Origin of the sequence: Streptomyces bikiniensis (genome assembly GCF_000716625.1) — a bacterium.
Classification (GTDB): domain Bacteria; phylum Actinomycetota; class Actinomycetes; order Streptomycetales; family Streptomycetaceae; genus Streptomyces; species Streptomyces bikiniensis.
The window spans coordinates 20,411-45,175 of sequence record NZ_JNXJ01000044.1; the positions used below are offsets into that span (position 1 = coordinate 20,411).

The 24,765-nt window shown below is 74.0% G+C and carries 27 protein-coding genes and 4 pseudogenes; 14 read left to right on the forward strand and 17 right to left on the reverse strand.

The features are described 5' to 3' along the window. Positions 1 to 223: 223 nt before the first annotated feature. From OO47_RS27470 to OO47_RS27480, 3 genes are all read right to left on the reverse strand, one after another. Complete coding sequence (locus tag OO47_RS27470) at positions 224 to 868, reverse strand: GAP family protein (protein ID WP_030220236.1); 645 nt, start codon at positions 866 to 868, stop codon at positions 224 to 226. After that, positions 847 to 1,716 carry a hypothetical protein gene (locus tag OO47_RS33600; RefSeq protein ID WP_051716281.1) on the reverse strand — a complete coding sequence of 290 codons (870 nt, stop codon included), beginning with the start codon at positions 1,714 to 1,716 and terminating at the stop codon, positions 847 to 849. Before OO47_RS33600 ends, OO47_RS27470 begins: the two co-directional genes overlap by 22 nt. A gap of 229 nt (positions 1,717 to 1,945) precedes the next feature. Next, entirely contained in the window at positions 1,946 to 2,299 is a 354-nt protein-coding gene (locus tag OO47_RS27480) for a helix-turn-helix transcriptional regulator (protein WP_030220237.1), read from the reverse strand. A gap of 102 nt (positions 2,300 to 2,401) precedes the next feature. Between OO47_RS27480 and OO47_RS27485 the strand changes: the two genes are divergently transcribed. The 5 genes and pseudogenes from OO47_RS27485 to OO47_RS38135 form a co-directional block, all read left to right on the forward strand. Then, complete coding sequence (locus tag OO47_RS27485) at positions 2,402 to 2,797, forward strand: STAS domain-containing protein (protein WP_030220238.1); 396 nt, start codon at positions 2,402 to 2,404, stop codon at positions 2,795 to 2,797. Positions 2,798 to 3,063: 266 nt separating this feature from the next. Further along, positions 3,064 to 3,867 carry an alpha/beta fold hydrolase gene (locus OO47_RS27490; RefSeq protein WP_030220239.1) on the forward strand — a complete coding sequence of 268 codons (804 nt, stop codon included), beginning with the start codon at positions 3,064 to 3,066 and terminating at the stop codon, positions 3,865 to 3,867. After that, the gene (locus OO47_RS27495; protein ID WP_030220241.1) at positions 3,867 to 5,171 is read left to right on the forward strand and encodes a PP2C family protein-serine/threonine phosphatase; all 1,305 of its coding nucleotides are present in this window, start codon (positions 3,867 to 3,869) and stop codon (positions 5,169 to 5,171) included. Before OO47_RS27490 ends, OO47_RS27495 begins: the two co-directional genes overlap by 1 nt. Then, on the forward strand, positions 5,168 to 5,371 hold the full coding sequence (locus tag OO47_RS27500) for a hypothetical protein (protein WP_030220244.1): 204 nt from the start codon (positions 5,168 to 5,170) through the stop codon (positions 5,369 to 5,371). The genes OO47_RS27495 and OO47_RS27500 overlap by 4 nt, the downstream gene beginning before the upstream one ends. Before the next feature lie 810 nt (positions 5,372 to 6,181). Then, positions 6,182 to 6,532, forward strand: a pseudogene (locus tag OO47_RS38135) (ATP-binding cassette domain-containing protein); the annotation flags it as partial. Here OO47_RS38135 and OO47_RS38140 read toward each other — a convergent pair. From OO47_RS38140 to OO47_RS38665, 3 genes and pseudogenes are all read right to left on the reverse strand, one after another. Continuing rightward, positions 6,527 to 7,399 (reverse strand): annotated as a pseudogene (locus tag OO47_RS38140) (hypothetical protein); the annotation flags it as partial. The pseudogenes OO47_RS38135 and OO47_RS38140 sit on opposite strands and share 6 nt — an antisense overlap. Next, entirely contained in the window at positions 7,381 to 7,635 is a 255-nt protein-coding gene (locus OO47_RS38830; RefSeq protein ID WP_158708703.1) for a hypothetical protein, read from the reverse strand. The gene OO47_RS38830 and the pseudogene OO47_RS38140, both read right to left, overlap by 19 nt. Further along, positions 7,632 to 7,915, reverse strand: a pseudogene (locus tag OO47_RS38665) (metal ABC transporter solute-binding protein, Zn/Mn family); the annotation flags it as partial. The pseudogene OO47_RS38665 and the gene OO47_RS38830, both read right to left, overlap by 4 nt. 14 nt (positions 7,916 to 7,929) lie before the next feature. On the opposite strand from OO47_RS38665, the pseudogene OO47_RS35545 reads away from it, so the two are divergent. Beyond that, positions 7,930 to 8,265, forward strand: a pseudogene (locus OO47_RS35545) (ATP-binding cassette domain-containing protein); the annotation flags it as partial. A gap of 27 nt (positions 8,266 to 8,292) precedes the next feature. Here OO47_RS35545 and OO47_RS27510 read toward each other — a convergent pair. Together OO47_RS27510 and OO47_RS27515 are read right to left on the reverse strand one after the other, a co-directional pair. After that, positions 8,293 to 9,129: an ATP-grasp domain-containing protein gene (locus tag OO47_RS27510; protein WP_030220247.1), complete on the reverse strand. Its 837-nt coding sequence runs from the start codon at positions 9,127 to 9,129 to the stop codon at positions 8,293 to 8,295. Between the two features lie 481 nt (positions 9,130 to 9,610). Further along, entirely contained in the window at positions 9,611 to 10,198 is a 588-nt protein-coding gene (locus OO47_RS27515; protein ID WP_030220254.1) for a TetR/AcrR family transcriptional regulator, read from the reverse strand. 110 nt (positions 10,199 to 10,308) lie between these two features. On the opposite strand from OO47_RS27515, the gene OO47_RS27520 reads away from it, so the two are divergent. Both OO47_RS27520 and OO47_RS27525 read left to right on the forward strand, forming a co-directional pair. Then, positions 10,309 to 11,199, forward strand: a complete 891-nt coding sequence (locus OO47_RS27520) for an NAD(P)-dependent oxidoreductase (RefSeq protein WP_030220256.1) — start codon at positions 10,309 to 10,311, stop codon at positions 11,197 to 11,199. 96 nt (positions 11,200 to 11,295) lie between these two features. Continuing rightward, complete coding sequence (locus tag OO47_RS27525) at positions 11,296 to 11,619, forward strand: hypothetical protein (RefSeq protein WP_158708704.1); 324 nt, start codon at positions 11,296 to 11,298, stop codon at positions 11,617 to 11,619. Between the two features lie 400 nt (positions 11,620 to 12,019). On the opposite strand, the gene OO47_RS38150 is transcribed toward OO47_RS27525, so the two are convergent. Continuing rightward, positions 12,020 to 12,547, reverse strand: a complete 528-nt coding sequence (locus OO47_RS38150; protein WP_234323315.1) for a DUF6059 family protein — start codon at positions 12,545 to 12,547, stop codon at positions 12,020 to 12,022. A 259-nt stretch (positions 12,548 to 12,806) separates the two neighbouring features. On the opposite strand from OO47_RS38150, the gene OO47_RS27535 reads away from it, so the two are divergent. After that, positions 12,807 to 13,508, forward strand: coding sequence for an AfsR/SARP family transcriptional regulator (locus tag OO47_RS27535; protein ID WP_234323316.1), 702 nt, complete (start codon positions 12,807 to 12,809; stop codon positions 13,506 to 13,508). A gap of 54 nt (positions 13,509 to 13,562) precedes the next feature. On the opposite strand, the gene OO47_RS27540 is transcribed toward OO47_RS27535, so the two are convergent. From OO47_RS27540 to OO47_RS27550, 3 genes are all read right to left on the reverse strand, one after another. Next, positions 13,563 to 13,823 (reverse strand): helix-turn-helix domain-containing protein, encoded by a 261-nt coding sequence (locus OO47_RS27540; RefSeq protein ID WP_030220266.1) that lies wholly within the window; start codon positions 13,821 to 13,823, stop codon positions 13,563 to 13,565. Between the two features lie 103 nt (positions 13,824 to 13,926). Continuing rightward, the gene (gene opcA, locus OO47_RS27545; protein WP_030220271.1) at positions 13,927 to 14,838 is read right to left on the reverse strand and encodes a glucose-6-phosphate dehydrogenase assembly protein OpcA; all 912 of its coding nucleotides are present in this window, start codon (positions 14,836 to 14,838) and stop codon (positions 13,927 to 13,929) included. A 79-nt stretch (positions 14,839 to 14,917) separates the two neighbouring features. Further along, on the reverse strand, positions 14,918 to 15,451 hold the full coding sequence (locus tag OO47_RS27550; protein ID WP_030220274.1) for a DoxX family membrane protein: 534 nt from the start codon (positions 15,449 to 15,451) through the stop codon (positions 14,918 to 14,920). A gap of 694 nt (positions 15,452 to 16,145) precedes the next feature. Between OO47_RS27550 and OO47_RS27555 the strand changes: the two genes are divergently transcribed. Next, positions 16,146 to 16,760, forward strand: a complete 615-nt coding sequence (locus OO47_RS27555) for an HdeD family acid-resistance protein (RefSeq protein WP_030220277.1) — start codon at positions 16,146 to 16,148, stop codon at positions 16,758 to 16,760. Between the two features lie 156 nt (positions 16,761 to 16,916). Further along, positions 16,917 to 17,339, forward strand: a complete 423-nt coding sequence (locus OO47_RS27560; RefSeq protein ID WP_030220280.1) for a DUF350 domain-containing protein — start codon at positions 16,917 to 16,919, stop codon at positions 17,337 to 17,339. 11 nt (positions 17,340 to 17,350) lie between these two features. Here OO47_RS27560 and OO47_RS27565 read toward each other — a convergent pair whose 3' ends face one another. From OO47_RS27565 to OO47_RS27575, 3 genes are all read right to left on the reverse strand, one after another. Beyond that, on the reverse strand, positions 17,351 to 17,836 hold the full coding sequence (locus tag OO47_RS27565) for a hypothetical protein (protein WP_033210509.1): 486 nt from the start codon (positions 17,834 to 17,836) through the stop codon (positions 17,351 to 17,353). Then, positions 17,833 to 19,266 (reverse strand): WGR domain-containing protein, encoded by a 1,434-nt coding sequence (locus tag OO47_RS27570; protein WP_030220284.1) that lies wholly within the window; start codon positions 19,264 to 19,266, stop codon positions 17,833 to 17,835. Before OO47_RS27570 ends, OO47_RS27565 begins: the two co-directional genes overlap by 4 nt. Positions 19,267 to 19,422: 156 nt before the next feature. Next, positions 19,423 to 20,646: an ROK family transcriptional regulator gene (locus tag OO47_RS27575; protein ID WP_030220288.1), complete on the reverse strand. Its 1,224-nt coding sequence runs from the start codon at positions 20,644 to 20,646 to the stop codon at positions 19,423 to 19,425. A 161-nt stretch (positions 20,647 to 20,807) separates the two neighbouring features. Between OO47_RS27575 and OO47_RS27580 the strand changes: the two genes are divergently transcribed. The 3 genes from OO47_RS27580 to OO47_RS27590 all read left to right on the forward strand — a co-directional run bounded on the left by OO47_RS27580 (position 20,808) and on the right by OO47_RS27590 (position 23,774). Beyond that, positions 20,808 to 21,377, forward strand: a complete 570-nt coding sequence (locus OO47_RS27580) for a winged helix-turn-helix transcriptional regulator (protein ID WP_030220291.1) — start codon at positions 20,808 to 20,810, stop codon at positions 21,375 to 21,377. After that, positions 21,374 to 22,306: a ketopantoate reductase family protein gene (locus OO47_RS27585; RefSeq protein WP_030220294.1), complete on the forward strand. Its 933-nt coding sequence runs from the start codon at positions 21,374 to 21,376 to the stop codon at positions 22,304 to 22,306. The genes OO47_RS27580 and OO47_RS27585 overlap by 4 nt, the downstream gene beginning before the upstream one ends. 448 nt (positions 22,307 to 22,754) lie before the next feature. Next, a complete protein-coding gene (locus OO47_RS27590) occupies positions 22,755 to 23,774 on the forward strand; it encodes a hypothetical protein (protein ID WP_030220297.1) in 1,020 nt (339 codons plus the stop codon). A 263-nt stretch (positions 23,775 to 24,037) separates the two neighbouring features. Here OO47_RS27590 and OO47_RS27595 read toward each other — a convergent pair whose 3' ends face one another. Both OO47_RS27595 and OO47_RS27600 read right to left on the reverse strand, forming a co-directional pair. Then, positions 24,038 to 24,430, reverse strand: a complete 393-nt coding sequence (locus OO47_RS27595) for a RidA family protein (RefSeq protein ID WP_030220300.1) — start codon at positions 24,428 to 24,430, stop codon at positions 24,038 to 24,040. 40 nt (positions 24,431 to 24,470) lie between these two features. Next, entirely contained in the window at positions 24,471 to 24,704 is a 234-nt protein-coding gene (locus OO47_RS27600; protein ID WP_030220302.1) for a hypothetical protein, read from the reverse strand. Positions 24,705 to 24,765: the final 61 nt, after the last annotated feature.

Consider the following 24,765-nt stretch of genomic DNA (forward strand, 5'->3'; position numbering starts at 1 on the left):
CGTACGCCCGCCGGGTGCCGCCGCGGCCCGCGCGTCCTCGTGCACGACGACACCCGCGGAACCGCCGGGTCAAGGATTCCGGCGGCCTCCCGGAGACCGTCCCCGCCCTTGGGGACGAAGGCCCGGTACCGGCCGGGAGAGCGACCGGCCGCCCCCGTCGGCGGCTGGGACCCGCCCCGCCGCGTCGGCCGAAGCCCACGGGTGGACCCCACGGGCCCCGGCGTCAAGCGACGAGCTGGTAGACGCTCCTGGCCGTCAGCCACGCGCCGACGGCCAGGGAGAGGGCGACGACGAGTTGTTCCTGATGTCGGCCCAGCCGGCTCCGCAGGGCGTTGAGCCGGGCGTCGGCGGCCGCCGGCGCCCGGACCACGTACAGCTCCATGACGATGAGGCTGAGGGTCGCGAGAAGGCAGTAGCCGGCCAGTACGAGCCAGTCGGAGAGGGTGGAGAGGTCCGCGTCGACGACGGTCGCGGCGCCGGCCGCGACAAGGCCCCAGGGCTGCAGCAGCCACGCCAGACCCGCTGCCGTGGCCGGGGAGGCGTTGTCGACCCGGGCGGTCCAGCGGGACGGGCCGTGCGGGCGGGGCGGCCTGCGGTGCCGGTACGCCCCGTACAGCACCAGCGCCAGGCCGATGACGAGTTTCGCGACGATCGCGGCGGTCGAGGGCGTGCTGTGACGCTCGGGAGGCCGACCGCCGGTCAGCAGCACCACCACGGCGATCACCGCGACCAGGTTGGCCAGCCACGACAACAGGAACGCCAGGCCCTGGCGGACGCCTCGTCGCGAGAACAGCAACAGGATGAAGGCGGTGTTGTGCAGGGGGCCCAGAGTGATGGCCGTTCCGATCACCACCAGGTCGAGGACCACCGGACCAGTCCCTCCTGGGCGTCAGGGCCGTCCGCCACGAGTGCGGGAAGGACCGGCCGACAGGGGGCGCGGCGCCGTCCCGGTGCCGCGTCCCGACTCTGCACGCGCCGGTCCGGCCGGTCAAGCGAGCCACGCCCGTGGGCCCGCGGATCCGTTCGGAAGGTCCGCCCACGGCGGCTCCGGCAGGACGACCGCCACCGTCCGCACCACGACCGTCGTCGTCGGGTGGCTCCGGGCGAACAGGACCACGGCGGCGGTCGCCAGGACGCGCAGGAGGGCACCGGCGGCGGTGGAGGGGCGATCGCCGCGAGGGTCCGCACGCCGGCGCGCAGGAACCGCACCAGCGCGTCGTACACGGTTCCCGTCGCGGCCCGGAACGCGCCGGGAGGCAGGCGGTCCGGGTGGACGTCGCGGAAGGCGGTGAGACCGATTCCGAGGGCGACCATGGCGGCGAACACGGCCAGTCCGGCTCCGACGACCGCGTACCGCCGGCGGGGCGCCGGGTACTCTCCGGCCGCCGCGGCCGACAACGCGATGACGGGCGGTCGGCCGCCGAGGATCTCCAGCGCCCTCACGCAGGTCCTGAACTCGCCCACGTCATCCGACGCGAACACCACGAAGTCCATGCGGACGGCCGGGATCTTCGCGGCGGGCGAGAAGCCGACCTCGACCAGCCGATCCTTCGCCCGGGCGACGACCGGGCCGAGGTCGACGACGGCCTCGTCGTCCTTCAGCTCGACCACGGTGTCGGGCCCGCTCGTCCGGGCCTTGGCCGGCGCCGAACGGGCCCCGCGGTCGGCGTCCGCCCAGACCGTCCCGAAGGCGCCGCCGGCGACCACCTCCTCCACTGCTTTCCCGACCGATCGCCCGGGACCGTCCGAGATCGGACCGTCCGGATCGCCGGGCAGTGCGGCCGGCCGGGGCGGGACGCCCTGCTCCGCGGCGGCGTCCGTCGGCTGTCCGACGAACGCGTCCGCGTCGACCCGCGCCAGTACGACGTCGGTGACGCGGTCGGTGACCGTCTGCTGGACCTCGGGATCGCTCGCCAGGGGTCCGACCCTGTCCGCCGGACAGGCCCTAACCGGCGCGAGAGGCTTCGTCCGGCCGTGCTTCCGTCTCTCCGGTGCGATGCGCCTCGTCCTGGACGAGCAGGGAGAGCAGGGAGGCCACGGTCAGGCCCGCTTCGGCGGGATGACGAAGCACCTTGTCCGATTCGATGCGGTACGTATTGGTGCGCCCGTCACGGGTGTGGGAGAGGTAACCGTCCTGTTCGAGGTCGGAGATGATCCGTTGGACGGCGCGCTCCGTGAGCCTGCAGTGGGCGGCGATGTCGCGGATCCGGGCATTCGGATCGTCGGCGATGGCAGCCAGTACGCGCGCGTGGTTGGTGACGAACGTCCAGCCTCTGTGGGATTCGGGCACTCCGATCATGTACGGCATTCTAGGGACCGTCATTGCCGGACACCCAATGCGTGACATACTTTTCGTGTAACAGGCGGCAGGATACTGCGGGAACCACAGAAAGGGCCGACGATGTCTCTGGACGAGACCGTCATGACGAGCCGCGGCGCCTGCGCCGTCAGCGGCGGGCAGGCCGACGGACGGCGCCCGGACCGAGCCGCGGTGGCGCGGTACGCGGCCCGCGGCGTCGGGGTCGTCGTCGCGCGCGGCTCCTACGACATGCAGACCGTCGCCCCCCTGGCCACGGCCCTGGACACAGCCGCGGAGAAGCACCGGAAGGTGGTCCTGGACGCCTCCGGCGTCACCTTCGCGGACTCGGCCTTCCTGAACCTGCTGATCCTCACCCACCGGACGACCGACCTGCGCCTGGCCGGCCCGACACCGCAGGTGAAGCGGCTCCTGGAGATCACGGGGGCCGACACCGTCCTGACGGTGCGGCCGACGGTGGAGGACGCCGCCGCCTGCTAGGAGCTGTACGGCGGAGGGCTCCGCGGTCCCGCCACGGCGTCGCGTCCGGTTCCCTCCACCGCCACCGCCGGGGTCGGCCCCCTGTCCGTGCCGTGACCGAGGGCGGGACCGGAGATCACGGCGGCGTTCCCATTCCGCCCTCGAACGACGACCGTTTCGGCCGGGGTGGTGATCCGGGGTGCGCGGGAGTCATGGAAGCAGTGGTGGGATTGTGGGGGTTCCACGGCGATGCGGGGGAAGCGGACCCCGCCTGAGAGGGTGGGGACATGGACATCGAACGCAGGAACAACGTCACCGTCGCCGGAAACCCGCGCGGACGGACGGTGGTGCTGGCCCACGGGTTCGGTTGCGACCAGAACATGTGGCGGCTGACCGTGCCCGCCCTGGCGCGGGACCACCGGGTCGTCCTGTTCGACTACGTGGGTTCGGGGCGTTCGGACCCGTCCGCGTTCTCGGAGGAACGCTACGGCTCCCTGGAGGGCTACGCCCGGGACGTGGTCGAGGTGTGCGAGGCGCTCGACCTCCGTGACGCGGTGTTCGTGGGCCATTCGGTCAGCGCGATGACCGGCGTGCTGGCGGCGGACGCGGCGCCGGAGCGCATCGGAGCGCTGGTGATGGTCGCGCCGTCCCCGCGGTACGTCGACGACGAGGGGTACCGGGGCGGTTTCAGCCGTGAGGACATCGACGAGCTGCTCGCGTCCCTGGAGTCGAACTACCTCGGGTGGTCGTCGGCGACGGCTCCGATGATCATGGGAAATCCGGAACGTCCCGAACTCGGCGAGGAGCTGACGAACAGCTTCTGCGCCACGGACCCGGACATGGCGCGCGTCTTCGCCCGGACCACGTTCCTCTCGGACTCGCGCGACGACCTGAAGAAGGTGACGGTGCCGACGCTGGTCCTGGAGTGCGCCCAGGACGTCGTCGCCCCCCGGGAGGTGGGCGCCTTCGTCCACCGGGCGATCCCCGGCTCGACGCTGGTCACCCTCGACGCCACCGGACACTGCCCCCACCTGTCCGCACCGGAGGCCACCAACGAGGCGATCACCGGTTTCCTGGCGGGCCTGCGATGATGTGCCGCACCGGACGGGAGTCCGGTCCGTACGGCGCGGACCACGAGAACCGCGAGGAGGCGCCGGCCGCGGCGTTCGCCGCGCTGCTGGAGGACAGCGCCGAGGAACTGTACGAGAACGCCCCCTGCGGATACCTGTCCACCTTGATGGACGGCACCGTCGCGAAGGTCAACGCCACCCTGCTGGACTGGCTCGGCCTGGAACGCGGGGCGGTGGTGGGCCGGATGCGGTTCACCGACCTGCTCACCGTGGGCGGCAGGCTCTACCACGAGACGCACTTCGCGCCCCTGCTCAGGATGCGGGGGGAGATCGGCGGCATCGCCCTGGAGATGAAACGGAGCGACGGCGGGCGGATGCCGGTGCTGGTCTCCTCCGTCGTCAAGCGCGGCGACGGCGGCGACCCCCTGCTCATCCGCACCACCGTCTTCGACGCCCGCGACCGCCGCGCCTACGAAGAAGAGCTCCTGCTCGCCCGCAGAACCGCCGAACAAGCCCGCCGGCAGGCAGAGGCCGATCGCGCCCGCCTGCAAGAGGCCCTCGCCGTCCTCCAGCGGTCACTGCTGCCCGACGTCCTGCCCACCATCCCCGGCCTGGAGACGGCCGCCCACTACCGCACCGCCTCACCGGACCGCTTGGGCGGCGACTTCTACGACGTCTTCCCCCTCGACGGCAAACGCTGGGCCTTCTTCCTCGGCGACGTGTGCGGCAAGGGACCCGAAGCGGCCGCGGTCACCTCCCTGACCCGCTACACCCTGCGCACCGCGGCCCTGCACGACCCCGACCCCACCGCCGTCCTGACCACCCTCAACAAGGTCCTCCACGAGCGCTACACCGCCGGGGACCCGCGCTACTGCACCGTCGTCTTCGGCATCGTCGAACCCGACGGGGAGACCGGACGGGCGGACGTCCGCCTCGCCTCGGGCGGCCATCCCCCCGCCCTCGTCCTGCGCGCCGACGGCCACGTCGGCCGCCTCCCCACTCCCGGGGGCCTCCTCGTCGGCATCCTGCCCACCGCGCCGTTCGCCGTCGCCACCACCACCCTGGACCCCGGTGACACGCTCCTGCTCCACACCGACGGCCTCACCGAAGCCCGCACCGGCAGAGACCGCACCACCCTCTACGGCGACGAAGCGCTCCTCGCCTTCGCCGCCGACCACGCCGGAGAGCCCCCGGACGCCCTCATCAAGGCGCTGAGCCGCCTCCTGGACGGCTTCGGCGACGGCCTGGACGACGACACCGCCCTGCTCGCCCTCGGTGTCCCCGCCCGTCCGGCACCCGGGTCGACGACGAAGAACACGGCGTGAGCCCACTGAAGATTACCGCCCGAGACGCCGCGACCGGTCCCGTCCCGGAGGTCCTCGGCGCACTCGACCACGGCACCGCCCCCGAACTGCGCGGCCTGCTCGCCGCCGTCCCGGACCACACCCTCCGCCTCATGAGCACCACCGGCCTCGACCGGATCTTCCCCTTCCTTCCCGACGGCGAAGGCACCGCCCGGCCCTGATCCGCGATCGCGGCACACGGCCGGTGGCACCCGAACGGCGAATGCGTCGAGCAGTTCCTCCGGTCGTCACGCCCGCCGAGGCCCGTCCCCTCGGCGGGGCAGGAGGAACCGGGGCACGGAGACCGCGGCTCCGCCCCGGCCGTCGAGGCGCTCACCCGTGGGGCGGCACGTCGTCCCGCACCGCCGAGGCGCCACTGCTTCGCGTGCTCCTCGGCCGTCGGTCGACCCGGCTCCCAGCGGGTCACCACCCTGACGACGCCGTCACAGTCCTCGAAGAGGAACCGCATGCCGCGGGCGCGCGGTCGGGCCATCGACGAACCATCCGTTCCGCCCCGGGACCACGCCCAGGCGCCTGCTGCGGGCCGAAGGCCGGCAAACGCGGTCGCTCCGCGGACGCTTGCCTGCCCGAGAGGGGTGCTTGGTGCCCCTGACACGCGGCGACGCCGAGACCCGGATCCTGGACGAGCACCCCGGCCACGGACGCGCCGCCCCCGGCGTCGGGAGCGGCGACGGTACCCTGTCCCGCCACCTCCACGGCCTCGGCTACCGCACCACGGGCATCGACCGCTCATCCAGCGCCGCCGCGCCTGGGGACGCAGTGACCCGCAGGCGCGGTTCGTACGCATCGGTGCGGCGCAAACGGGCGCGCGCCGACCGGCTCCCCGTAGCCGCAGCCCCCACCCACCGCGTTGGGCGAAACTGCTCGCGGTACCTGGCTCAGCCGTTCCGACGCTCCCCTGCGCGCGGGGCTCCGGCACGAGCTCGCCCGACACCCTCCCTCGAAGGGACAGAGGTCCGTCACCGACCGCGATCTCCGCCGTGGGTCTGCGCAGGTCGTACGGTGAGAAGGGCGTCCTCGACGGCATCGACCCGCACGTCCCGGCCGGAACCGTCTTCGCACTGCTCGGTTCCGACTGCGCCGGCAGGACCACCACCGTGAAGATCCTTTCCACGCTGCTCACCGCCGACGCCGGCGACCTGCATGCCGGCGAGCACGACCTGACCGCCGACCCGCAGGCGGTCCGTGCCGCCATCGGTGTCACCGGCCGGTTCTCCGCCGTCGACGGCCTGATCACCGGCGAGGAGAACATGCTCCTCATGGCGGACCTCCACCACCTGCCCAGTCGCGGGGGCGGTGACGTAGGCGGTGCGGTCGCGGACGAAGAGGGCGGGGTACGGCCGCTGCCAGTTCAAGGGCTCCTGCCAGGCGCCGATGACCGGGATCGTCCCGGTGACCCTGCCGGCTTCGGGGTCGATGACGTGGATCCTGCCGTCGGTGCCCAGGACGAGGCCTTCGCCGTGCGGGCCGCGGGCCAGGGAGCGGAAGGTGTAGCCGGTGCCGAGGTCGAGCAGGTTCGTCCTCCCGGTGGTGGTGTTGATCAGGGAGGCCTGCCGGGGGCGTTCGAGTTCGGCGTCCTCGTCCTTCTTGAAGTCGCCCAGGACGACCGGGGACAGGTCGGATCCGGCCCGGTTGCCGATCCGGCCGTAGGCCGTGGGGCTCTTCGCCTTGGTGATGCGGCCGTCCTTGTGAACGAGGACGCCGTCCTCGCAGCCGACGGCCACGACCTCGTCCTTGGCGGTGGCCTCTCCGTGGACGCCGGGGCACTGCTCGTTGCGGGTGATCTCCTTGCGGTCCCCGTCGAGGACGATCAGGCCGGTGCGCTTCTCCTCGGTGCCCAGGGTGCTGACCGGCCGGCCGTCCTCCGGTTCGACGGCGACGCCGTGGTGGGGGCTGGCGGAGGTGTACGTGCTGGTGGCGGGCCTGCCCTTGGCCAGGTCGTGGGGGTCGAAGGAGGTGACCTGCCCGGTGCCGTCGGTGAACAGGACGGTCCGATCGGCGTGCCGTACGACGTGGCCGGGCTTGGGGCCCTCGAACGCGATGCCGGTGAGCCGCCGGCCGACGGCGTCCAGGACGCGGAAGCCCTCGGAGGTGGAGAGCATGACGTGGCGGTCGTCGCCTGCGGGGTTGACGCGGTTGAAGCCGGCCAGGGGTACGTCCTCGGCGGTCTTCAGGGCCCGGCCGGCCAGGACGTAGAGACCGCCCTCGTAGGTGACGACGAGCGGGTCGGTGACCGACTTCGCCGGAGTGCCGGGCTTCGTCGGGGTGCCTGGCTTCGCCGGAGTGCCGGGCTTGTTCTGTTCTCCTCGGCCGCGGGCTCGTCGGTGGTGTCGGTGCCGTCGGTGCCGCAGGCGGTCAGGGCGAGGGAGGTGGCGAGCAGGAGGGTGATGCCCGCCGTGGCGCGGGAGCGGGTCGTGCTGGTCACGGGGTCTTCCTTTCGGTGCCCGCCGTGGGGCGGACGGTGGGGGTGGGCGCGCCGAGGCCGTCGGCTATGGCCGTGGTGTTGGCGCGCATCATTTCCAGGTAGGTGGCGGGCCCCCGCCCTGTCGCGTCAGGGATCCGGAGAACAGGGGCAGGACGCGTACGTCCACGTGGCCTTCGCGTTTGAGGGCCCGGGCGAGCCGGTCGGGCCGGGAGGAGTCCGCGAAGACCGCCGGCACCTTCGCCTTCTCGATCGCCGTGGCCAGGGACTTGAGGCCGGAGGCGCCGGATCGCTCCGCTGGACGCCCCGGTCGGCGAGCGCGGCGCCACCCTCTCCGGAGGACAGCGGGCCCGCGTCGCCCTCGCCCGCGCGCTCCTCGCCCGGCCGCGCGTCCTGGTCCTCGACGAGTCCACCGCCCACCTGGACAACGCGAGCGACGCCCGGATCGCGGCCGCGCTCCACCGGGAGGGGCGCACCACCGTCGTCATCGCCCACCGCCGCGCCACCATCCGCCGGGCCGACCGCACCGCCGTCCTGGAGGCCGGGCGCATCGCCGGGGAGGGCACCTGGGAGGAGCTCACCGCCCGCCCCGACAGCGCCCTGAACCGCAGCCCCGCCGGCATGTCCTCCTGAGGGCGGCCGTACGCGGCAGGCGTCGTCTCAGGCGCGGGGCGCGGTGTCCAGGAAGCGGTGCAGGGAGGCCGTCACGGCGGTCACGAAGGCGTCGCGGGTGCGGTCGGGGACCCGGTCGAGGGACAGGTAGGGGTTGAGGTCCTCCAGTTCGACCAGGAGGAGTCCGCCCTCCTGCGTGCGGCAGGCGTCCACCCGCTGGATGCCGTGGTCGAGGGTGTTCCAGTCGATGAAGCGGCGCGCGAAGGCGAGGTCGGCGCCGGTGGGCTCGTAGGGTTCGAGGACCCAGCGCCGGGTGGGGTCGGGGGCGTGGAGGGCGTACTGGAAGGCGTCGTCGACGTAGTAGAAGGACACCTCGTAGCGGAAGTCGACGCCCGGCTGGACGAGGATGTCGCCGTACGGGAGGCCGTCGAGCCGGTCCCGGGGGACGAAGGTCAGGCCGATGGAGTCGGCCCCGGCCCTCGGCTTGACCGCGTACCTCTCGGCCCGGGGCAGGACGTGCAGGTCCTCGGGGCGGTCGACGGTGGGGATGACCGGGTACCCGTCCGCCGTCAGGTCGAGGAGGTACTGCTTGCCCGCCATGTCCCCGCGCCCGTTCAGCGGGTTGTAGACCCGGGTGCCCCGGGCGGCGGCCTCCGCCCGGAAGGCGTCGTACTCCTCCTGGTAGTGCAGCACCGGCCCGCTGTTGCGGACCACGACCGCGTCGAAGGCGTCCATCAGCGCCGCGGCGTCCAGGGGATGGCACTGGGCGATGTCGAAGGTCTCGCGCAGCCGCGAGGTCAGGAGGATGTCCTCGTCGCAGTAGCGCCGGCCCCGGGCCTGGTAGGCGAGGTCGGTCACGAACAGGATGCTGGGGCGGGCGGGCATGGTGCGTCTCCTCGTGGGGTGGCGGCCGGCCTGGACGCGCGTACGGGGCGTGCTCCGGCGGGGACTCCGGGACGTGGTTCCGGTCGGTGGTTCCGGCGGGTGTGCCGGGTCGAGGCGGTGGGCGGCGGTACGGGTGGGGTGTTCGGCGAGCAGGTCCCGCAGTTCGTCGGCGGCGGTGACTGGGCGGCGGTGCGGGACCGGGGTTCGCGGCCGCGCAGACCGGTGGCGGTGACGACGGCGACGAGGGTGCCGGGGAAGGCGACGGCGGCGGGGCCGATGCGGAAGACGGTCGCCGTCGGGCTGGAAGTGGGCCATCTGGCGGCGCAGCAGTTCGGGCTCGGCCTCGGGCTCGGGCTCGGGCTCGGACTCCGGCTCGTCGACGATCGTGGCCCGGCAGGTGAACCGGACGGCCGCGCAGTAGCTGGTGGGGACGCCGTCGGTGGGCGGAGTGCCGGGTTTGGCGCGCCAGGGGCCGGGGCCCTCACGGGGACAGGCCCTGGATCTCGTACGAGCGCACCAGCCGGGCGAGTTGACGGCCCGTCACCAGGAGGGGTTCCTCGCTGCGGCCGACCTGGGCGGCGACCTCGGCCCCCTCCAGGGCGGAGACGACGGTGGTCGCCAGTTCCCGTGCGTCCGAGGCGGGGAAGCCGCAGCGCAGCAGCTTGTCGCGGACCAACCGCTCCCAGTCGCGCAGCGCGTCGGCGCAGGCGCGCTGGATCTCCGAGTCGGTGCCGAGGGTCTCAAGTGCCGCCGCCGTCACCGGGCAGCCGTCGGTCCACCCCGACTCGCGCAGTTCGTGGGCGAGTTGCCGGGCGCAGGCCGCCACCGCCTCCGCCGGGTCGTCGTCACCGTCCAGCGCCTCCCGCAGGAGCGCGGCGAATTCCCCGGCCCCGTGTTCGATCGCGGCGATGGCGACGGCCTCCTTGCCACCCGGGAAGAAGTGGTAGACGGAGCCGAGGGTGGCCCGCGCCTCCTGCGCGATCTGCTTGATTCCCGTGCCGACGTAGCCCTGCCGCTGCAGGAGGCGTGAGGCGGCGACGACGATCCGGTCCCGTGTGCTGCTCTGCATGCGGGCACAGTACCCGGTTCCCTGAATAGAGCGTTCGTTCCAGTGCCGTGATACGTTCCCTCCGAACTCTGGGTAGAGCGTTCGTTCTAGTGAGAGGTGGAAATCTCGTCATGAGCGTCACGAGCAACACCGAGCAGTCCGTCACCGTCATCGGTCTCGGCCCCATGGGGCGGGCCATGGCCGGCGCCTTCCTCGACCGCGGATACGACGTCACCGTCTGGAACCGCACCGCGTCACGCGCGAGCGACCTGGTCGCGCGCGGCGCGGTGCTCGCGCCGAACGTTCAGGAGGCCCTCGCCTCCCACGAGCTGGTGGTCCTCAGCCTCACGGACTACGACGCCGTGGACGCCGTCCTCGAACCCGCCGGCGCCGCGCTGGCCGGCCGGGTCCTGGTGAACCTCAGCTCCGACACGCCGGAAAGGGCACGGGCCGCGGCCCGTTGGGCGGCCGGGCGGGGCGCCGTCCAGCTGACCGGCGGCGTCACCGTGCCGCCCGACGGGATCGGCCTGGCCGAGTCGGCGAGCTTCTACAGCGGGCCGCGCCGGGTCTTCGACCGGCACCGGGCCGCGCTCGAAGTCCTCACGGGGCGGACCGACCACCTGGGCGAGGATCCCGGGCTCGCCGCGCTGATGTACCAGATCGGCATGACCATGTTCTGGACCTCCATGCTGGGCTACTGGCAGGCGGTCGCCCTCGCCGACGCCAACGGCCTGAAGGCGGCGGACGTCCTGCCGCACGCCGTGGACACCGCGCACTCGCTGCCGGGGTTCTTCTCCTTCTACGCCGGGCGCATCGACGCCGGCCGGCACACCGGCGACGTGGACCGCCTGGCCATGGGGACGGCCAGCGTCGAACACGTGCTGCGCACCAGCGCGGACGCGGGCGTCGACACCACGCTTCCGGCCTCGGCCGTCGAACTCTTCCGGCGCGGCATGGACGCCGGCCACGCCGCGGACAGCTTCTCCACCCTGGTGGAGCTGATGAAGGAGCCCGGGGCGTGACCGCGGCGGCCGGCCGTTCCTCCTCGCGGTAGGTCTCCGGCAGCACGACGGCGGACGGCGCCGTGGCGCATCAGCGACTTGCCGACAGGGGCGAACGTGACGGTCCCTTCACGGATACCGGTCGGTGGCGGCGACGGCACCGAGGCCATGCTCGAGGACGGCGGCCTCCGGCTCGTCGACCGGAGCGCCCGCACGGAGATCCCCCTCGCGGTGGTCCGGGAGGCCCGTACCGCCGACGGGCAGCACGTCGGGATCGTGCTCACCGGCAGCACGGTGCACCCCGTGGACGGCGGCGACCCGACGGCCGCCACCGCCTTCGTCACCGCCCTGACCGCCGTGCTCCCGCGCGGCGCGACCCGGCCGGCAGCGCCCGCGTCACGGTCACCCCGCCGGCTCCCCCGGAGGAGACGGAGGAGGTGAAGTACCACCCGAAGTGCCGGCGGCGGCAGGCGGTCGTCCTCGGTCTCTTCCTCGCCTGCGCCGGCCACACGATCCGGGTCGGCGTCGCACGCGGAGGAGAGGGGGTCGTCCGCCCCGTCGCCGCGGCGATCCCGCTCGCCATCGGCGCGGCCCTGTTGTCCTTCGCGGTGCACGTGACGCCGGTCCACCTCGCGCTGAAGCGGCGCGGGATCACCGTGCCCGCCTCCTTCGGCTTCGAGACCGGGGACGGGTCGGCCTGGCCTCGGCCCTGGAGACCGCCTCCGGGGACCTCCCCATGGACACCCCCGGCTGCCCCGGGAGTACCACGCCTTCCACCTGGGGCACGCGGCGGGGACGGACGCACTGCGCGCCGCGGCCTCCGGCCCGGACCGGCCGGTCCTCAGCCCGGCGGGCGACTTCGACCACGGCGGCGCCCGCACCGGCGGGTACCGGACGGCCCCGGCCGGGGCGGACAGCCGCACCTCCCGCCCGACTTCGCGATCGCGCTGCTCGACGAGATCGACGCTCCGCGGCACCACCGCACGCACGTCGGCGTCGAGGCCGGCTGATGGGCGCCCGGGAGGAGGACGAGGAGGTCACCGACAGTCCGAACGAGTGGGTGGCGGGCACGTCCGCCAGTACCTCGCGACGGGCGGCCGGGCCGGGCATGAACGGCCTGTTCCTGACGACCCGCGGCCCGCCGGTCCCGCCGCGTGTCATCGGGTTCCGCCCGTGAGGTCCTCCCACAGCGCTCGTTCCCGTTCGTCGGCGGGAGTTCCGGGCAGAGGCGTTCGGGGTGGCCGGGGGCAGGGCCGGTGGGGTCGGTGCGGTCGGCGGGTGGAGGGGTGGGGATGTGGACCCAGAGGTGGCCGAAGGCGATCAGGGCCTCCCACAGCCCCGCCAGGCGGCGGAGGACGAAGAGCGGCATCCCCGCACTCTCCGGCCGGGGGCCAAAGCGGTGCCAAAGCCGGAGGTCGCGGCCGTCGCGCGACCGTCCGGTCCGGCCGGTGCGCGATACGTACGTACTTTCCCCGATGCGTGGACCCCGGAGGGGAGGTGACAGTGAATCAGCCACTGAAGCACGGACACCTGTTCCCCTACTGGGCGAGGACTCGGTGCGCTACGAAATCCTTGGGCCTCTCCGCATTCTCCACGCGGAGCAGAGCCATTCGCTGTCCGCCCCGAAGGTGGAGACGACGCTGGCCACCCTGCTCATCGGCAGCGGCCGGGTCATCACCAAGGAACGGCTCGTCACGGAGCTGTGGGGGGACAGGCCGCCGCGCAGGGCGTCGGCCGCGGTCCACGTGTACATATCCCAGCTGCGCAAGTTCCTGGCCCGCTCGGGCGCGCCGGAGGGCCGGGCCATCGTCACCCGGCCGCTCGGGTACGAGCTGCGGCTCGACGGGGCCGGCTGGGACGTCGAGGAGTTCAAGGAGGCCATGCGGCTGGGTCGCGGCCTGCGGGCGGCCGGGCGGCACGAGGAAGCCCTGGAGTGCTTCGAGCGGGCCGTGGGGCTGTTCCGGGGGCCGGTGCTCGACGGGATGGCCGAGGGGCCGGTCCTCACCTCGTTCGCGACCTGGGCGGAGGAGGAGCGGCTGCAGGGCCTGGAGCTGTCGGTGGAGGCACGCACGGCGCTCGGCCGGCACCGCGAGGTGATCGGGCTGCTGAGCACGCTGACCGCGCAGTACCCGCTGCGGGAGTCGTTCTACCGGCAGTTGATGCTGGTGCTGTACCGCTCGGAGCGGCAGGCCGAGGCCCTGCAGGTCTACCGCTCGGCGCAGCGCGTGCTGCGGACCGAGCTGGGTCTCGAACCGCACCGTTCGCTGCGCCTGCTGCACCGGGCGATCCTCACCTCCGACCGGCTGCTCGACCTGCCCACGGCGGGCTGACCGCCCGGGGCCCGCCCGGGCACGGCCCTCCGCTCCGGGCGGGGGGGGCCGTGCTCAGGCCGCGCGGGCCATCAGGCGGACCAGGGCGGCGCGGGTGTGGACGCCGAGCTTGCTGTAGATGCGGGTGAGGTGGACGTCGACCGTGCGGGGGCTCACGAGGAGCCGGGCGGCGATGTCCCGGGTCTTCAGGCCCTCGCCCGCGAGTTCCGCGACCTGCCGCTCCCGGAGCGTGAGTTCGGCCAGTGCGCCGCCGTCCGGGCCCTCGTGGACGCGGGCCGCCGCGGTCGCGGCGCGGGCGAGGTCGCGGGCGCGCATGCCGGCCGCCGTCTCGCCGAGCAGTCCGTACGCCTCCTCGTAGCAGCGCGCGGCCCGCTCCGGGAGCGAGCGCGCCCGCAGGTCGTGGCCGGGGCCGCCCGGGTCAGGCGCGGCCGCGCAGGGCGGCCGCGTAGGCCTCGTCGGGGTCGAGCCGGCGCAGTTCCTCGGCGATCAGCTCCGCCGTGGAGCGGACCTTCAGGGCGAGGACGCGGTGGGGCTGGCCGGGGATGGCGAGGCGGGCCACCGGGCCCTCGGGCCGGTCGATGAGGATTTCGCCGTCCGCGGTGCCCATGCGGACGCCGGTGATCACGGGGCCGTCGGTGACGATCCGGTCGACGGGGACGCCGAGCCGGACCTCGAACCAGCGGGCGAGGAGTTCGGCGCTGGGGTTCTCCGCCTCGCTCTCGACGGCGGCGGAGGTCACGGCGAGGGGCGTCTGGTCGAGCGCGGCGGCCAGCATCGAGCGCCAGGGGGTGAGCCGCGTCCAGGCGAGGTCCGTGTCGCCGGGGGCGTACGAGGCGGCGCGGGTCTCCAGGACGCCGAGCGGGTCCTCCACCGCGTACGCGTCGGTGATGCGGCGCTGGGCGAGCGAGCCGAGCGGGTCCTTGGAGGGGACCTCGGGGGCGTCGACGGGCCACCAGACCACGACGGGCGCGTCCGGCAGGAGCAGCGGCAGGACCACGGACTCGGCGCGGGAGCAGAGTTCGCCGTGGAGCCGGAGCATGACCGTCTCGCCCGAGCCGGCGTCGCTGCCGAGCCGGACCTCGGCGTCGAGCCGGGTCTCGTGCCGCTCGCGGGGGGTGCGCGCGTGGCGCTTGATGACCACGAGGATGCGGGAGGGGTGCTCCCGGGAGGCCTCGTTGGCCGCCTTGACGGCGTCGTAGGCGTTCTCCTCGTCGGTGACGACGACGAGGGTGAGCACGGCGCCGACGGCGGGGGTGCCGACGTCCCTGCGGCCCCTCAGGATCGTCTTGTTGATCTCGCTGGAATTGGTGTCCGTCAGATCGATCTTCATGCGCGGCGCCCGTCCCTTCCTCTCCGGCGAGCCTAACCCTCCCGCGCGGCGAACGCGTGCGGGTCCCCGTCAGGCCCTTCTAGGACTGCTCGGGGTCCGGTTCGGGGGCGGCCCGGCCCTGGGCGCGGCGGCCGACGACGGCGGCGGCCGCGAGCGCGGTGCTGAGGAAGGCGACCGCCACCACCCAGGGCCGGTCGAGGACGTGCCCGGTGACGTGGTCCAGGGAGTACCGCCCGGCGCCGGCGACGCCGATCGCGGCGGCGGTGAAGCCGAGGAAGGCGGGGTACTCGTAGCCGCCGCCCTGGGCGAAGAAGCCGGCCGGGGCGTGCACCGAGACGGCGCCCGCCATGGCGCCGGCCGCGGCGGCTCCGGCGGCCGGGGTGGCGAGGCCGAGGGCGAGCAGGGCGCCGCCGCCGGCCTCGCCGAGGCCGGCGGCGATCGCGCTCTGCCGGCCCGGCGAGAAGCCCATGGCCTCCATCGCCTTGCCGGTGCCCTCGACTCCCCCGCCGCCGAACCAGCCGAAGAGCTTCTGCGCGTCGTGCGCGGCGAGCACGGCGCCGGTGCCGGCCCTCAGCACGAGCAGTCCGAGATCGCGCCGGTTGGGATGGGCCATGGGGTTCTCCAGGTGCGGGAGGGGGACGCGTACGCCGTCCACTGTCACCGCCCTCCGGGCCTCCCGCCGCCCGGGGTCCGGATCCGTACTCCGCCCGGGTCACCTTTTGCGGCATATGTCTGCTGTTGCTTTAGTGGGAGGGCTGTCGCCGTCCCGGGACCGTCGCGTGCCGTGCCCCGGAGGCGGCCCGAGGGAAGTGGGTGCGCATGACCGCCGAGTCCACCGAGACCGCAGCCCTGCGGGAGAGGGCCCGGGCGCTGGTGCGCCGGGGCGCAGGAGGACCTGGCCGCGCCCGTCCGGATGCTCGACGGCCTCCGCGACGGGCACGGCACCACGTCGGTCAAGGGGCTCGCGAACGACGGCACCCGGGGACGGCGTTCCGCGAGGCGCACGGGAAGGACATGACACAGGCGGGGCAGGACGGTTCGATCCCGCTGTGCAACGCGCTCGCCGCGCGCTTCCCGGAGGCCCGGGGCGCGCTCATCGGTGCCGAGGAGCCGGGCTGCCCCTCATCCCCGCGCCCGACGAGAGCGTGGACCCCTCGGAGACCGAGCACACGGCCCTGACCGAGGCTCCCTTCCTCAGCGGCCGCGCCGCCCCGTTCTGACGCCTTCCCCACGAACGGCCTTCTTCACGAACGGCCCCTTCCCCACCAACAGACACGAACAGCCACGAACAGAACGGTTCCCGTCCCATGACGCAGACTCACGACCGATCCCATGAGCGCCCCCAGGACCGCGAGACCTCGGCCGGGCCCCTCGGCATGCTGGCGGGCGCCGCCTGGCAGGCCCTACTCCTCGCCGGCGTCGTGGCGCTGGTCCTCGGCGTCCTCGTCCTGGTCTGGCCGGGCGCCTCGCTGGTCGTGGCCGGGGTGCTCTTCGGCCTGTACCTGCTGTTCAGCGGCGTGATGCAACTGGTCGCCGCCTTCGGCACCCATGTGAGCACCGCGCTGCGGGTCATGGCCTTCATCAGCGGCGCCCTCTCGATCCTGCTCGGCCTGCTCTGCTTCCGGGGCGCGATGCAGTCGATCCTGCTGCTCGCCCTCTGGATCGGCATCGGCTGGCTCTTCCGGGGCATCACCCAGACCGTGGCGGCGGCCTCCGACCCGGCGATGCCGGCCCGCGGCTGGCAGGTCTTCCTGGGCATCGTCAGCGCACTGGCCGGGGTGGTCCTCATCGTGTCCCCGCTGGAGTCGGCGGCGGTGCTCACGCTCCTCGGCGGCATCTGGCTCGTCGCCGTCGGCGCCGTCGAGATCGTCACGGCCCTCCAGGTGCGCTCGCGCGCCAAGAACCTCCCGCCGGGGATCTAGAGGGACGCCACCGACCCCGGCTCCGCCCCCTGCGGCCTTCCGCCGTCCGTCCGGATCTCCGGGCGGACGGCGGCCGCCGTTGACGCGTGCGCTACATTTTGCCGGTCTTTGACCACCGATCCTCCGCGATCGCGAACCCTTCGGAGCCGGCATCCCATGAGCGACATCGTCAACGGCCTCGGCCGGACCAGTGCCTACGGCGCCCTCGGCGTGGTCCTGCTGATCCTCGGCATCGTGCTCGTGGACGTGCTGACCCCCGGCAAGCTCGGACGACAGATCTGGGAGGACCGCAACCGCAACGCCTCGATCCTGCTCAGCTCGGCGCTCCTCGGCATCGGCGGCATCGTCTTCACCTCGATCTGGACGACGTACGACGACTTCGGCAAGGGCCTCGTCTCGACCGCCGCGTTCGGCCTCCTGGGCCTGGTCCTGATGGCGGTGGCGTTCCTCGTCGTCGACCTGGTCACGCCGGGGAAGCTGGGCGCCACCCTCGTGGACCCCGAGCCGCACCCGGCGGTCTGGGTCACCGCCTCCTGCAACCTCGCGGTCGCGGCGATCGTCTCCGCCTCGATCGCCTGATCTCCGGGGCCTCAGGCCCCCGTCGGCTCCACCTCCAGGAAGCGGCGCCCGCGCGGACCCCTGTAGAGCAGGGCGTCCCAGCCGAACCGGGCCAGGACGGGGACGCACGCGCCGAGCGCCTCCGCCTCCTCCCGCGCGGCGCCCGAGCCCGGCGGCCCCAGCCACTCCACCACGGCCGTGCCGGGCCGCTCCCCCGCCCGCACCCGGTAGCCGGTGGAGCTCCGCGCCCCGCCCTCGTCCACGGACGAGGGCGCGATCCCGCCGGCCTCCAGGACCAGGGCCACCGCCCGGACCGGCTGCCGCAGCTCCCAGTCGGCCGGCGCGCCTTCCGGGCCCGCGCCCCGGCCCCCGGTCAGCCGCCGGATCTGGAGCAGCCCGTCGAGGGCCGTCCTGACCTCCCGGGAGCGCTGCTCGGCGTCGGGCGGGGGCGGTCCGTCGCCCGTGGCCGCCTCGAAGACGCCACCGCCGCCACCGCCGCCGGCTCCCCGTACCGTCACAGCAGGCGCCGGATGTCGCCGCGGACCCGGTAGAACCCGCCCGCCGCCGGGTGCAGGGCGTCGACCACGTACCGCGCGCCGGGCTCGCGGATCGCCCGCGGGAACTGCACGTTCCACGAGGAGTCGTAGCCTCCGGAGACGACCCGGACCCGGGTGCGGCCCGACTCGTTCACGCACTCCACGACCACCGCGCCGGCCGGGGCGTCGCTGACGACGGTCACGGCGGCGGCGGTCGTGGCCGGCTCGTACACCGGCAGCGCGGCGGCGAGCTTGACGTCCCGGGCGACCGGGACCGTGCCCTGCTGGGCGGCCGTGATCGCCGCCTCGCTCGCGTCCACGCAGACCAGCGAGCCGTCCGTGGTCACCAGGTAGAGCCGCTCGTCCCGGTACTGCATGGAGAGCGCCGAGCCGCCTCCCGTGCCGAGCTTCCACAGGCGGGTGCCGTCCTCCGCGAAGCAGTAGACGGAGGAGGACGAGTCGCCCGCGAAGACGAACCGGCCGCCGGGCGAGGTCGCGCAGGAGTACACCGCGCTGTCGCAGGAGTACACCGCCTCCACGCGCCCGTCCTTCTTCGCGAGCCGCTGCACCTTCCTGCGGCCGGTGCCCGCGTAGACCGCGGTGTCCTCCTGCCAGCCGAAGAGGACCGCGCCGTCGGTGGCCGTGTGCCACAGCTCGCCGCCGCCGTCCGGTGCGTGGGCCGCGACGCCGCGCGTGTCCCCGTAGTAGACGGCGTCGCCGTCGGCCCGGACCATCCAGGCGTGCTCGCCCTGGCCGCCGCGCGCCCACTGGTGCTCGTCCTCGTGGTCGATGACGGTGAGCCGGCCCGAGCGGTCGGCGACGTGCAGGACGCCCTCGTGGATGTCGAGCCAGAAGATGTCGACGTCGGTGGCGATGTCGTACGCGGCGAAGGGGAGCTTGGACGACAGGTCGTACACCTTGCCGTCGTCGCAGCCCGCGTAGATCCAGAAGTCGTCGGCGACCAGGCACTTGACGCCGTCCGGCAGGCTGAAGCGGGCCTGCACCTCGCCGGTGCGGTCGAGCGTGAAGACGTCCCCCGCCTGGTTGCCGACCCAGCAGCGCTCCTCCTCGACGTGGATGCCGAAGGCGGCCGAGCCCGTCCGGAAGCGCCAGAGCACCGGGGCGACGGCCCGCGCGGTGGAGGGCGCCGAGGTGACGGCGCGGCGCGTCACCGGGCGGGCGGCGCGTGCTCCGCGCACCGCGGGCGCGTACCCCTTGCGGACCTTCTCCCCGATCTTCTTCGCGGCGGCGGCCTGGGCCTTCTGCGCGGTCGGGAACGTCGAGCGCTGCGTCTGCCCCTCGGTGCCGATCCGGCCGTAGCGGACCGACACCGCGAGGTCCGCGACGGTCACTTCGTAGAACTTGTGGGCACCGCCGCCGTCCTGCGACAGCTCCAGGTAAGTCGTCGTCATGGGAAGAACGTTAGGGGTGACCACTGACAACGCCCCGGGCGAGGGGCGGCGCCACCCGTCCTTCCGGGCGGGTCGCCACCGGTCCTTCCGGGCAGGTCACCACCGGTTCCCGGGAGGGGGAGGCAGCGGTTCCGGTTTCCCGGCGAGGAGGCGCCGTCAGTCCCCCCGGCCGCCCGCCGCCACCGCGGCGTGGGCCAGCGGGTCGGCCAGGACGTCGCGGAGGACGAGGGCCGCCGCGCCCCGGGCCGCGTCGGTGGCGGCGGACGCCGGGCGCAGCCGGCCCGCGTCCGGGGTCCAGAGGCCGGAGACGACCCGGTCGGCGAGCTCCTTCGTCAGGGCGGGCGTCAGCCAGGGCATCAGGCGCGGGTAGATGCCGCCCAGGACGACGGCCTCGGGGTCGAGGAGGTTCACGGCCCCCGACAGGGCGCGTCCGAGCATGCGGCCCGCCTCCGCGAGGGCGGCGAGGGCGCGCGGTTCCCCCGCCCCGGCGCGGCCCGCCAGGTCGGGGACGCCGGTCGCTCCGGCCGAGACGAGGAGGGCCGCCTGCCCCGCGTACTGCTCCAGGCAGCCGCGCGAGCCGCAGCGGCAGCGGGGTCCCGCGGCGTCGACGACCATGTGCCCGATCTCGCCCGAGAACCCGTGCGCGCCGCGCAGCAGTTCGCCGTGGACGACGATCGCGCCGCCGACGCCGATCTCCCCCGTCAGGTGCAGGAAGGTGCGCACCTCGCCGAGGGAGCCGAACCACAGCTCGGCGAGGGCCGCCGAGTTGGCCTCGTTGTCGGAGGCGACGGGCAGGCCGGCGGTGGCGGGCCGCAGGGCGGTGAGGGCCTCGGCGAAGAGGCGTTCGGCGGGGACCTCGTTCCAGCCGAGGTTGGGGGCCTGCCGGACGGTCCCGCCGGAGACGAGTCCGGGCAGGGCGAGCCCGGCCCCCGCCGGCACGAGGCCGAGGCCCGCCGCCTCGTCCAGGGCCCCGGCGGCGATGCGCGCGGCCCGGGCCAGGACCTCGCCGGCGCCGGACGCGCGGTTGTCCAGGCGCTCGGTGTGCCGGACGCGGTCGGTGCCGGTCAGGTCGGCGACGCAGGCGGTGACGTAGTCGACGTTGATCTCGACGCCGAGACCGGCGGGCCCGGTGTCGGCCGGTTTCAGAACGGTGCCCGGCCGTCCCGCCTGCCCGCTGAAGGTCTTGCCCGACTCCATGAGGAGCCCGAGGTCGAGGAGCTGCTCGACGAGGGAGGAGACGGCGGGCCGGGTGAGTCCGACGCGGGCCGCGACGGCGGCCCGGGTGGTCTCGCCGGCCTCGTGGACGGTCCGCAGGACGAGGCTCAGGTTGTGCCGGCGCACTCCCGACTTGTCGGCCTTGGGTTCCGTGGGCTGGTTCATGGTGAGCGAGAGCCTAGTCGCCCCTTTCGCCCGCACGGCAACGGCGTCCGGCGCGGAGCCGCCCCCCGCGTCCGGCGTCGTGCCCACCCCCCTCCCACCCCGTACCGGCGCCCCTCACCAAACAGTTCGCTCACCGAACTCTCCTCCACTAGGCTCCGGCCGTGACGCTTCCCCGCGACTACCGGGGCCGGACCTGCGCCCTCGCCCGCTCGTCGGAGACCGTCGGCGAGCGCTGGACGCGGCTGATCCCGCGCGACGCCTTCTTCGGGGTCCGCAGGTTCGGCGAGTTCGCCGCGCATCTGGGGGTGCCCAGGTCCGTCCTCACCGACCGGCTCGCCACCCTCGTCGGGGCGGGGGTCCTGGAGCGCCGTCCCGAGCCGGGGACGGGCCGCCGGGAGGCCTACGGACTGACGCCCAAGGGCGTCGCCCTGTGGCCGGTCGTCCGCGCGCTCACCGCCTGGGGCGAGGAGTTCCACCCGGCGGCGGGCGGACCGCGCCGCGTCCTCCGGCACTCCGAGGACGAGGCCCCGCTCGATCCGGACGGGCGCTGTACGGAGTGCGGTACGTCCGTGCCGGCCGCGGACGCCCTGGTCGCGCCCGGCCCGGGACTCGCTCCCCCGGGCCCCGACGCCGATCCGGTGACGGCGGCGCTCGCCCGGCCCCACCGGCTGCTCACCCCCTTGATCGCCCACGCGCCCGCGGGGCGTCCCACGAGAGGTCCACGAGAATGAAGATCCTGGTCGTCGGAGCCGGCGCCACCGGTGGCTATTTCGGTGCCCTGCTGGCCCGTGCCGGCGAGGACGTCACCTTCCTGGTCCGTCCCGCCCGGGCCGCCGCGCTGCGCGAGCGCGGGCTGCGGGTCGTCGGGCGGGACGGGGAGTGGGCCCTGGAGCCCCGTCTCGTCACGGCCGACGCGCCGGGCGGGCCGTACGACCTCGTCCTCCTCTCGGTGAAGTCCACCGGGCTCGACCGGGCGGCGGCGGACATGGCGCCGGCCGTCGGACCGGACACCGCGATCGTCCCGCTCCTCAACGGCCTCGCCCACCTGGACGCGCTCAACGCCCTCTTCGGCCCGTCGGCCGTCCTCGGCGGCGTGGCGAAGGTGGTCACCACCCTCGACGCCACGGGGGACATCCGCAGGCTCGCCCCCCTGGCCCACCTGGCCCTCGGCGAGCAAAACGGCACGGTCTCCGCGCGCGTGGAGAGGATCCGGTCGGTCCTCGAAGGGGCGGGGATCGACGCGCCGGTGCCGGAGGACGTCCTGACGGCGATGTGGCACAAGTGGGTGTTCATCACCACCTTCGGCGCCGTGACGAGCCTGATGCGCGGCACGGTCGGTGAGGTGTACGACGCGCCGGGCGGCCCCGCCCTGGGCCCGGCGGTGCTCGACGAGGCGGCGGCGGTCGCCGCGGCGGCCGGGCACCCCGTACCGGAGGAGGAACGGGCGGCGACGCTGGCCGTGGTGTCCGCGTCCGGGTCGCCGATGGTGCCGTCCCTCTACCGCGACCTGACGGCGGGTCATCCCACGGAGGTCGAACACCTCTTTGGCGACCTGACCGCCCGGGCCCGGGCACTCGGCGTGGCGACGCCCCTGCTCGACCTGGCGACCCTGCGCGTGCACCAGCGCCGGGTCACGGCTCGGGCGGCGGCAGGGGTCTGAGGCGGCCCCCGCGGGGTGAAGGCCCGGAACGGGACGAAGACGGGGCGGAGGCCCGGAACGGGGCGGAGGTCCGGAGCCGGCCCGGGTCGGGGCGGGGTCCGGGGCCCGGGGCATCCCCAGGAGGACTCCCCCCCTCCGCCGCCCGGCGGAGACGGAGCGCCCTCCGGGCCGACGCCCGGAGGGCGGGGCGCCGGCAGCCCGGCCCCGTGAAGAAACCCAAGGCCCTTCCCCACGTCCCCCATTGGGCCGCCGTGGCCGCCCGCGCCGCGCCATTGCTCGTCCTGCCGTCCGGGGCATGGCGCGTCGCCCCGGCGGGCGGCGGCGAGCTGTGGCGGAAGGACGTCGGGGACCTGGTGGTCGTGGTCCGCGAGGACGAGAAGAGGGGCCCCCTGTCCGTGCACGGACGCTGGTGGCGGACGCTGTCAGTGCCCTCTTCTACATTGGCGCCATGGAGATCACCGAGCAGGTACTGGCGGAGGCCTGGCAGCGGACGGCCGCGCGGCACGCCGCACTCGACGGGGTGGGGCTGCCACCGGTGGCGCACTCGGAGGAGGAGCTGGAGCGGGCCGAGGAGAGCGACCGCCTGCGCCTGCTGCTGGACGAGGACGGCACGGTACGCGGCCGTCACGGACCCTACCGGGAGGTCTTCGTCACCCGCGACCTCGAACAGGTCCTCTACCTGATCGCCGAGGACGCCGTGTGCCGGCGCGGCGACGGCCCCGAGCGGTCGGCCGACGCGCTGGAGCGGATGGATCCGGCGTGGGGCCGGCGGTTCCGCAGCGGCGGCCTGGACGACACCGGGACGATCGAGGCGTGCGGGCGCGACCCGTTGGAGGGCCTCGCCTGGATCGCCGGGTCCTGGCGCGGCCAGACCCCGTACACGACGCTCTCCTTCGTCCGGGCGGCGCCCGGGCGGACCGTCGACGCCGAGCGGCTGGCCCTGCTGCGCGGGGCCGATCCCGCCCAGGTCTCGGCCGGCACGCGCCTGAAGGACCTCCAGGCCGTGGACGGCGGCCGGACCCACTGGGACCGCGAGTGGGAGAGCTGCTGCTTCGGGCAGGCGGGAGAATGGACGTACCTGCTGTACCACGAGACGCCCCACAGGCCCTTCGACCGGGAGGCGTACGCGGCGCTCGGGATCGAGGAGAGCGTGCGGCTGACCGCCACCTCGGCGAAGGCGATCTACACCTTCGACTACACGAGGGGCGACCACCGTGTCGACGACGACTGGGGCGTCCTGGAGCTGATCTGGTACGAGCGCGGTCACGCCCCCTATCTGCGGGGCGGCGAGCTGGACTTCCTCAACCGGGCCGTACGCCGCGCCGAACTGGACCATCCCGAGCTGACCAACACCTTCGAGCTGTACTTCCACGCCCTGGAGGACTCCCTCGGCCTGCGCCTGCCGCGCCAGGACTTCGCGGAGGGCGAGGTGCGGGCCGCGTACTGGGCCGGCGGCCCGGACGCGTGAGGCGCCGTGACGGCACGTGGCACCGGACCCCGCGCAGCTCCGGGCCAGGGCCGATGCGAGGGGCCCGATCACCCGGGACGTCTCCGTCGGCTCCACGAGCACTCGTGAGCACGGGCGGACAGCGGGGCGACTCCCCGCGGTTCCAACAGCGGGGCGACTCCCCGCGGTCGCCACGAGATACGAGGAACTCGCCGTCCGCCGTGAAGCGACCGTGCCGGTCGCCGCCATCCACGAGCGGCTGTTGCCACCACTGCTCCCGGGGGTCAGCCGAGGATGGCGTCAAGCTCCACTTCAACGAGCCATTCGGGATCGATGAAGCGTGAGACCTCGAGGAAGGTGCAGACCGGGCGGACAGACGCGAAGCGCTCTCCGTGCGCTCGCGCGGCTTCTTCCCAACGCGTCACGTCGGTAAGCATGATGCGGGTCCGCACGACGTCCCCCAGGGACGCGCCCGTTTCCTTCAACGCGGCGTCTGCGATGTCCAGACACCTGACAGTCTGGGCATGGACGTCGCCTCGGCCCACGGTCGCTCCGTCGTCCCCGATGGGAGCAGTCCCGGCGACTGCGACGTGTGCCCCTTTGCGGACCGCCCGGGAGAAACCGATGCGAGGTTCGAGCGGCGAACCAGAACCGACTGTCTGCCGAACATGATCCATCGCGCCATGATCACAGATCGCCGCATTTTCGGGACAGGCTTCAGTAGCGGTTTCCGCCCCGGCGGTGGTGGGCGTCGCTGCCGGTCGGCGGGGAGTTGTGGACGGACAGGGAGTTGAAGGAGACCCGGTCGGTCCGGGCCTGGCGCAGGGCCTCCTGCTCCTGGAGCAGTCCCTCGATCGTCTCCGTCCTGCCCGCATTTCGGCGGTGCACGACGACGAACGCCAGCACCCCGAGGCCGACGATGACTCCGAACAGGATGAGCAGAGCGGTCATGTGTTCCTCCCCCTGGTCACCCGCAGGGTAACCCGGAGATCACGGCCCGGCCAGGGTGCGG

What these genes read in the sequence shown, in the direction of transcription:
- OO47_RS27585 (WP_030220294.1), top strand. Translation starts at nt 21,374, where the DNA reads ATGAAGATCCTGGTCGTCGGAGCCGGCGCCACCGGTGGCTATTTCGGT.
- OO47_RS27570 (WP_030220284.1), bottom strand. Translation starts at nt 19,266, where the DNA reads ATGACGACGACTTACCTGGAGCTGTCGCAGGACGGCGGCGGTGCCCAC.
- OO47_RS27485 (WP_030220238.1), top strand. Translation starts at nt 2,402, where the DNA reads ATGTCTCTGGACGAGACCGTCATGACGAGCCGCGGCGCCTGCGCCGTC.
- OO47_RS27560 (WP_030220280.1), top strand. Translation starts at nt 16,917, where the DNA reads ATGAGCGACATCGTCAACGGCCTCGGCCGGACCAGTGCCTACGGCGCC.
- OO47_RS27595 (WP_030220300.1), bottom strand. Translation starts at nt 24,430, where the DNA reads ATGGATCATGTTCGGCAGACAGTCGGTTCTGGTTCGCCGCTCGAACCT.
- OO47_RS27575 (WP_030220288.1), bottom strand. Translation starts at nt 20,646, where the DNA reads ATGAACCAGCCCACGGAACCCAAGGCCGACAAGTCGGGAGTGCGCCGG.
- OO47_RS27550 (WP_030220274.1), bottom strand. Translation starts at nt 15,451, where the DNA reads ATGGCCCATCCCAACCGGCGCGATCTCGGACTGCTCGTGCTGAGGGCC.
- OO47_RS27510 (WP_030220247.1), bottom strand. Translation starts at nt 9,129, where the DNA reads ATGCCCGCCCGCCCCAGCATCCTGTTCGTGACCGACCTCGCCTACCAG.
- OO47_RS27555 (WP_030220277.1), top strand. Translation starts at nt 16,146, where the DNA reads ATGACGCAGACTCACGACCGATCCCATGAGCGCCCCCAGGACCGCGAG.
- OO47_RS27600 (WP_030220302.1), bottom strand. Translation starts at nt 24,704, where the DNA reads ATGACCGCTCTGCTCATCCTGTTCGGAGTCATCGTCGGCCTCGGGGTG.
- OO47_RS27540 (WP_030220266.1), bottom strand. Translation starts at nt 13,823, where the DNA reads ATGCGCGCCCGCGACCTCGCCCGCGCCGCGACCGCGGCGGCCCGCGTC.
- OO47_RS27520 (WP_030220256.1), top strand. Translation starts at nt 10,309, where the DNA reads ATGAGCGTCACGAGCAACACCGAGCAGTCCGTCACCGTCATCGGTCTC.
- OO47_RS27515 (WP_030220254.1), bottom strand. Translation starts at nt 10,198, where the DNA reads ATGCAGAGCAGCACACGGGACCGGATCGTCGTCGCCGCCTCACGCCTC.
- opcA (WP_030220271.1), bottom strand. Translation starts at nt 14,838, where the DNA reads ATGAAGATCGATCTGACGGACACCAATTCCAGCGAGATCAACAAGACG.
- OO47_RS27495 (WP_030220241.1), top strand. Translation starts at nt 3,867, where the DNA reads ATGTGCCGCACCGGACGGGAGTCCGGTCCGTACGGCGCGGACCACGAG.
- OO47_RS27590 (WP_030220297.1), top strand. Translation starts at nt 22,755, where the DNA reads ATGGAGATCACCGAGCAGGTACTGGCGGAGGCCTGGCAGCGGACGGCC.
- OO47_RS38150 (WP_234323315.1), bottom strand. Translation starts at nt 12,547, where the DNA reads ATGCCGCTCTTCGTCCTCCGCCGCCTGGCGGGGCTGTGGGAGGCCCTG.
- OO47_RS27480 (WP_030220237.1), bottom strand. Translation starts at nt 2,299, where the DNA reads ATGATCGGAGTGCCCGAATCCCACAGAGGCTGGACGTTCGTCACCAAC.
- OO47_RS27490 (WP_030220239.1), top strand. Translation starts at nt 3,064, where the DNA reads ATGGACATCGAACGCAGGAACAACGTCACCGTCGCCGGAAACCCGCGC.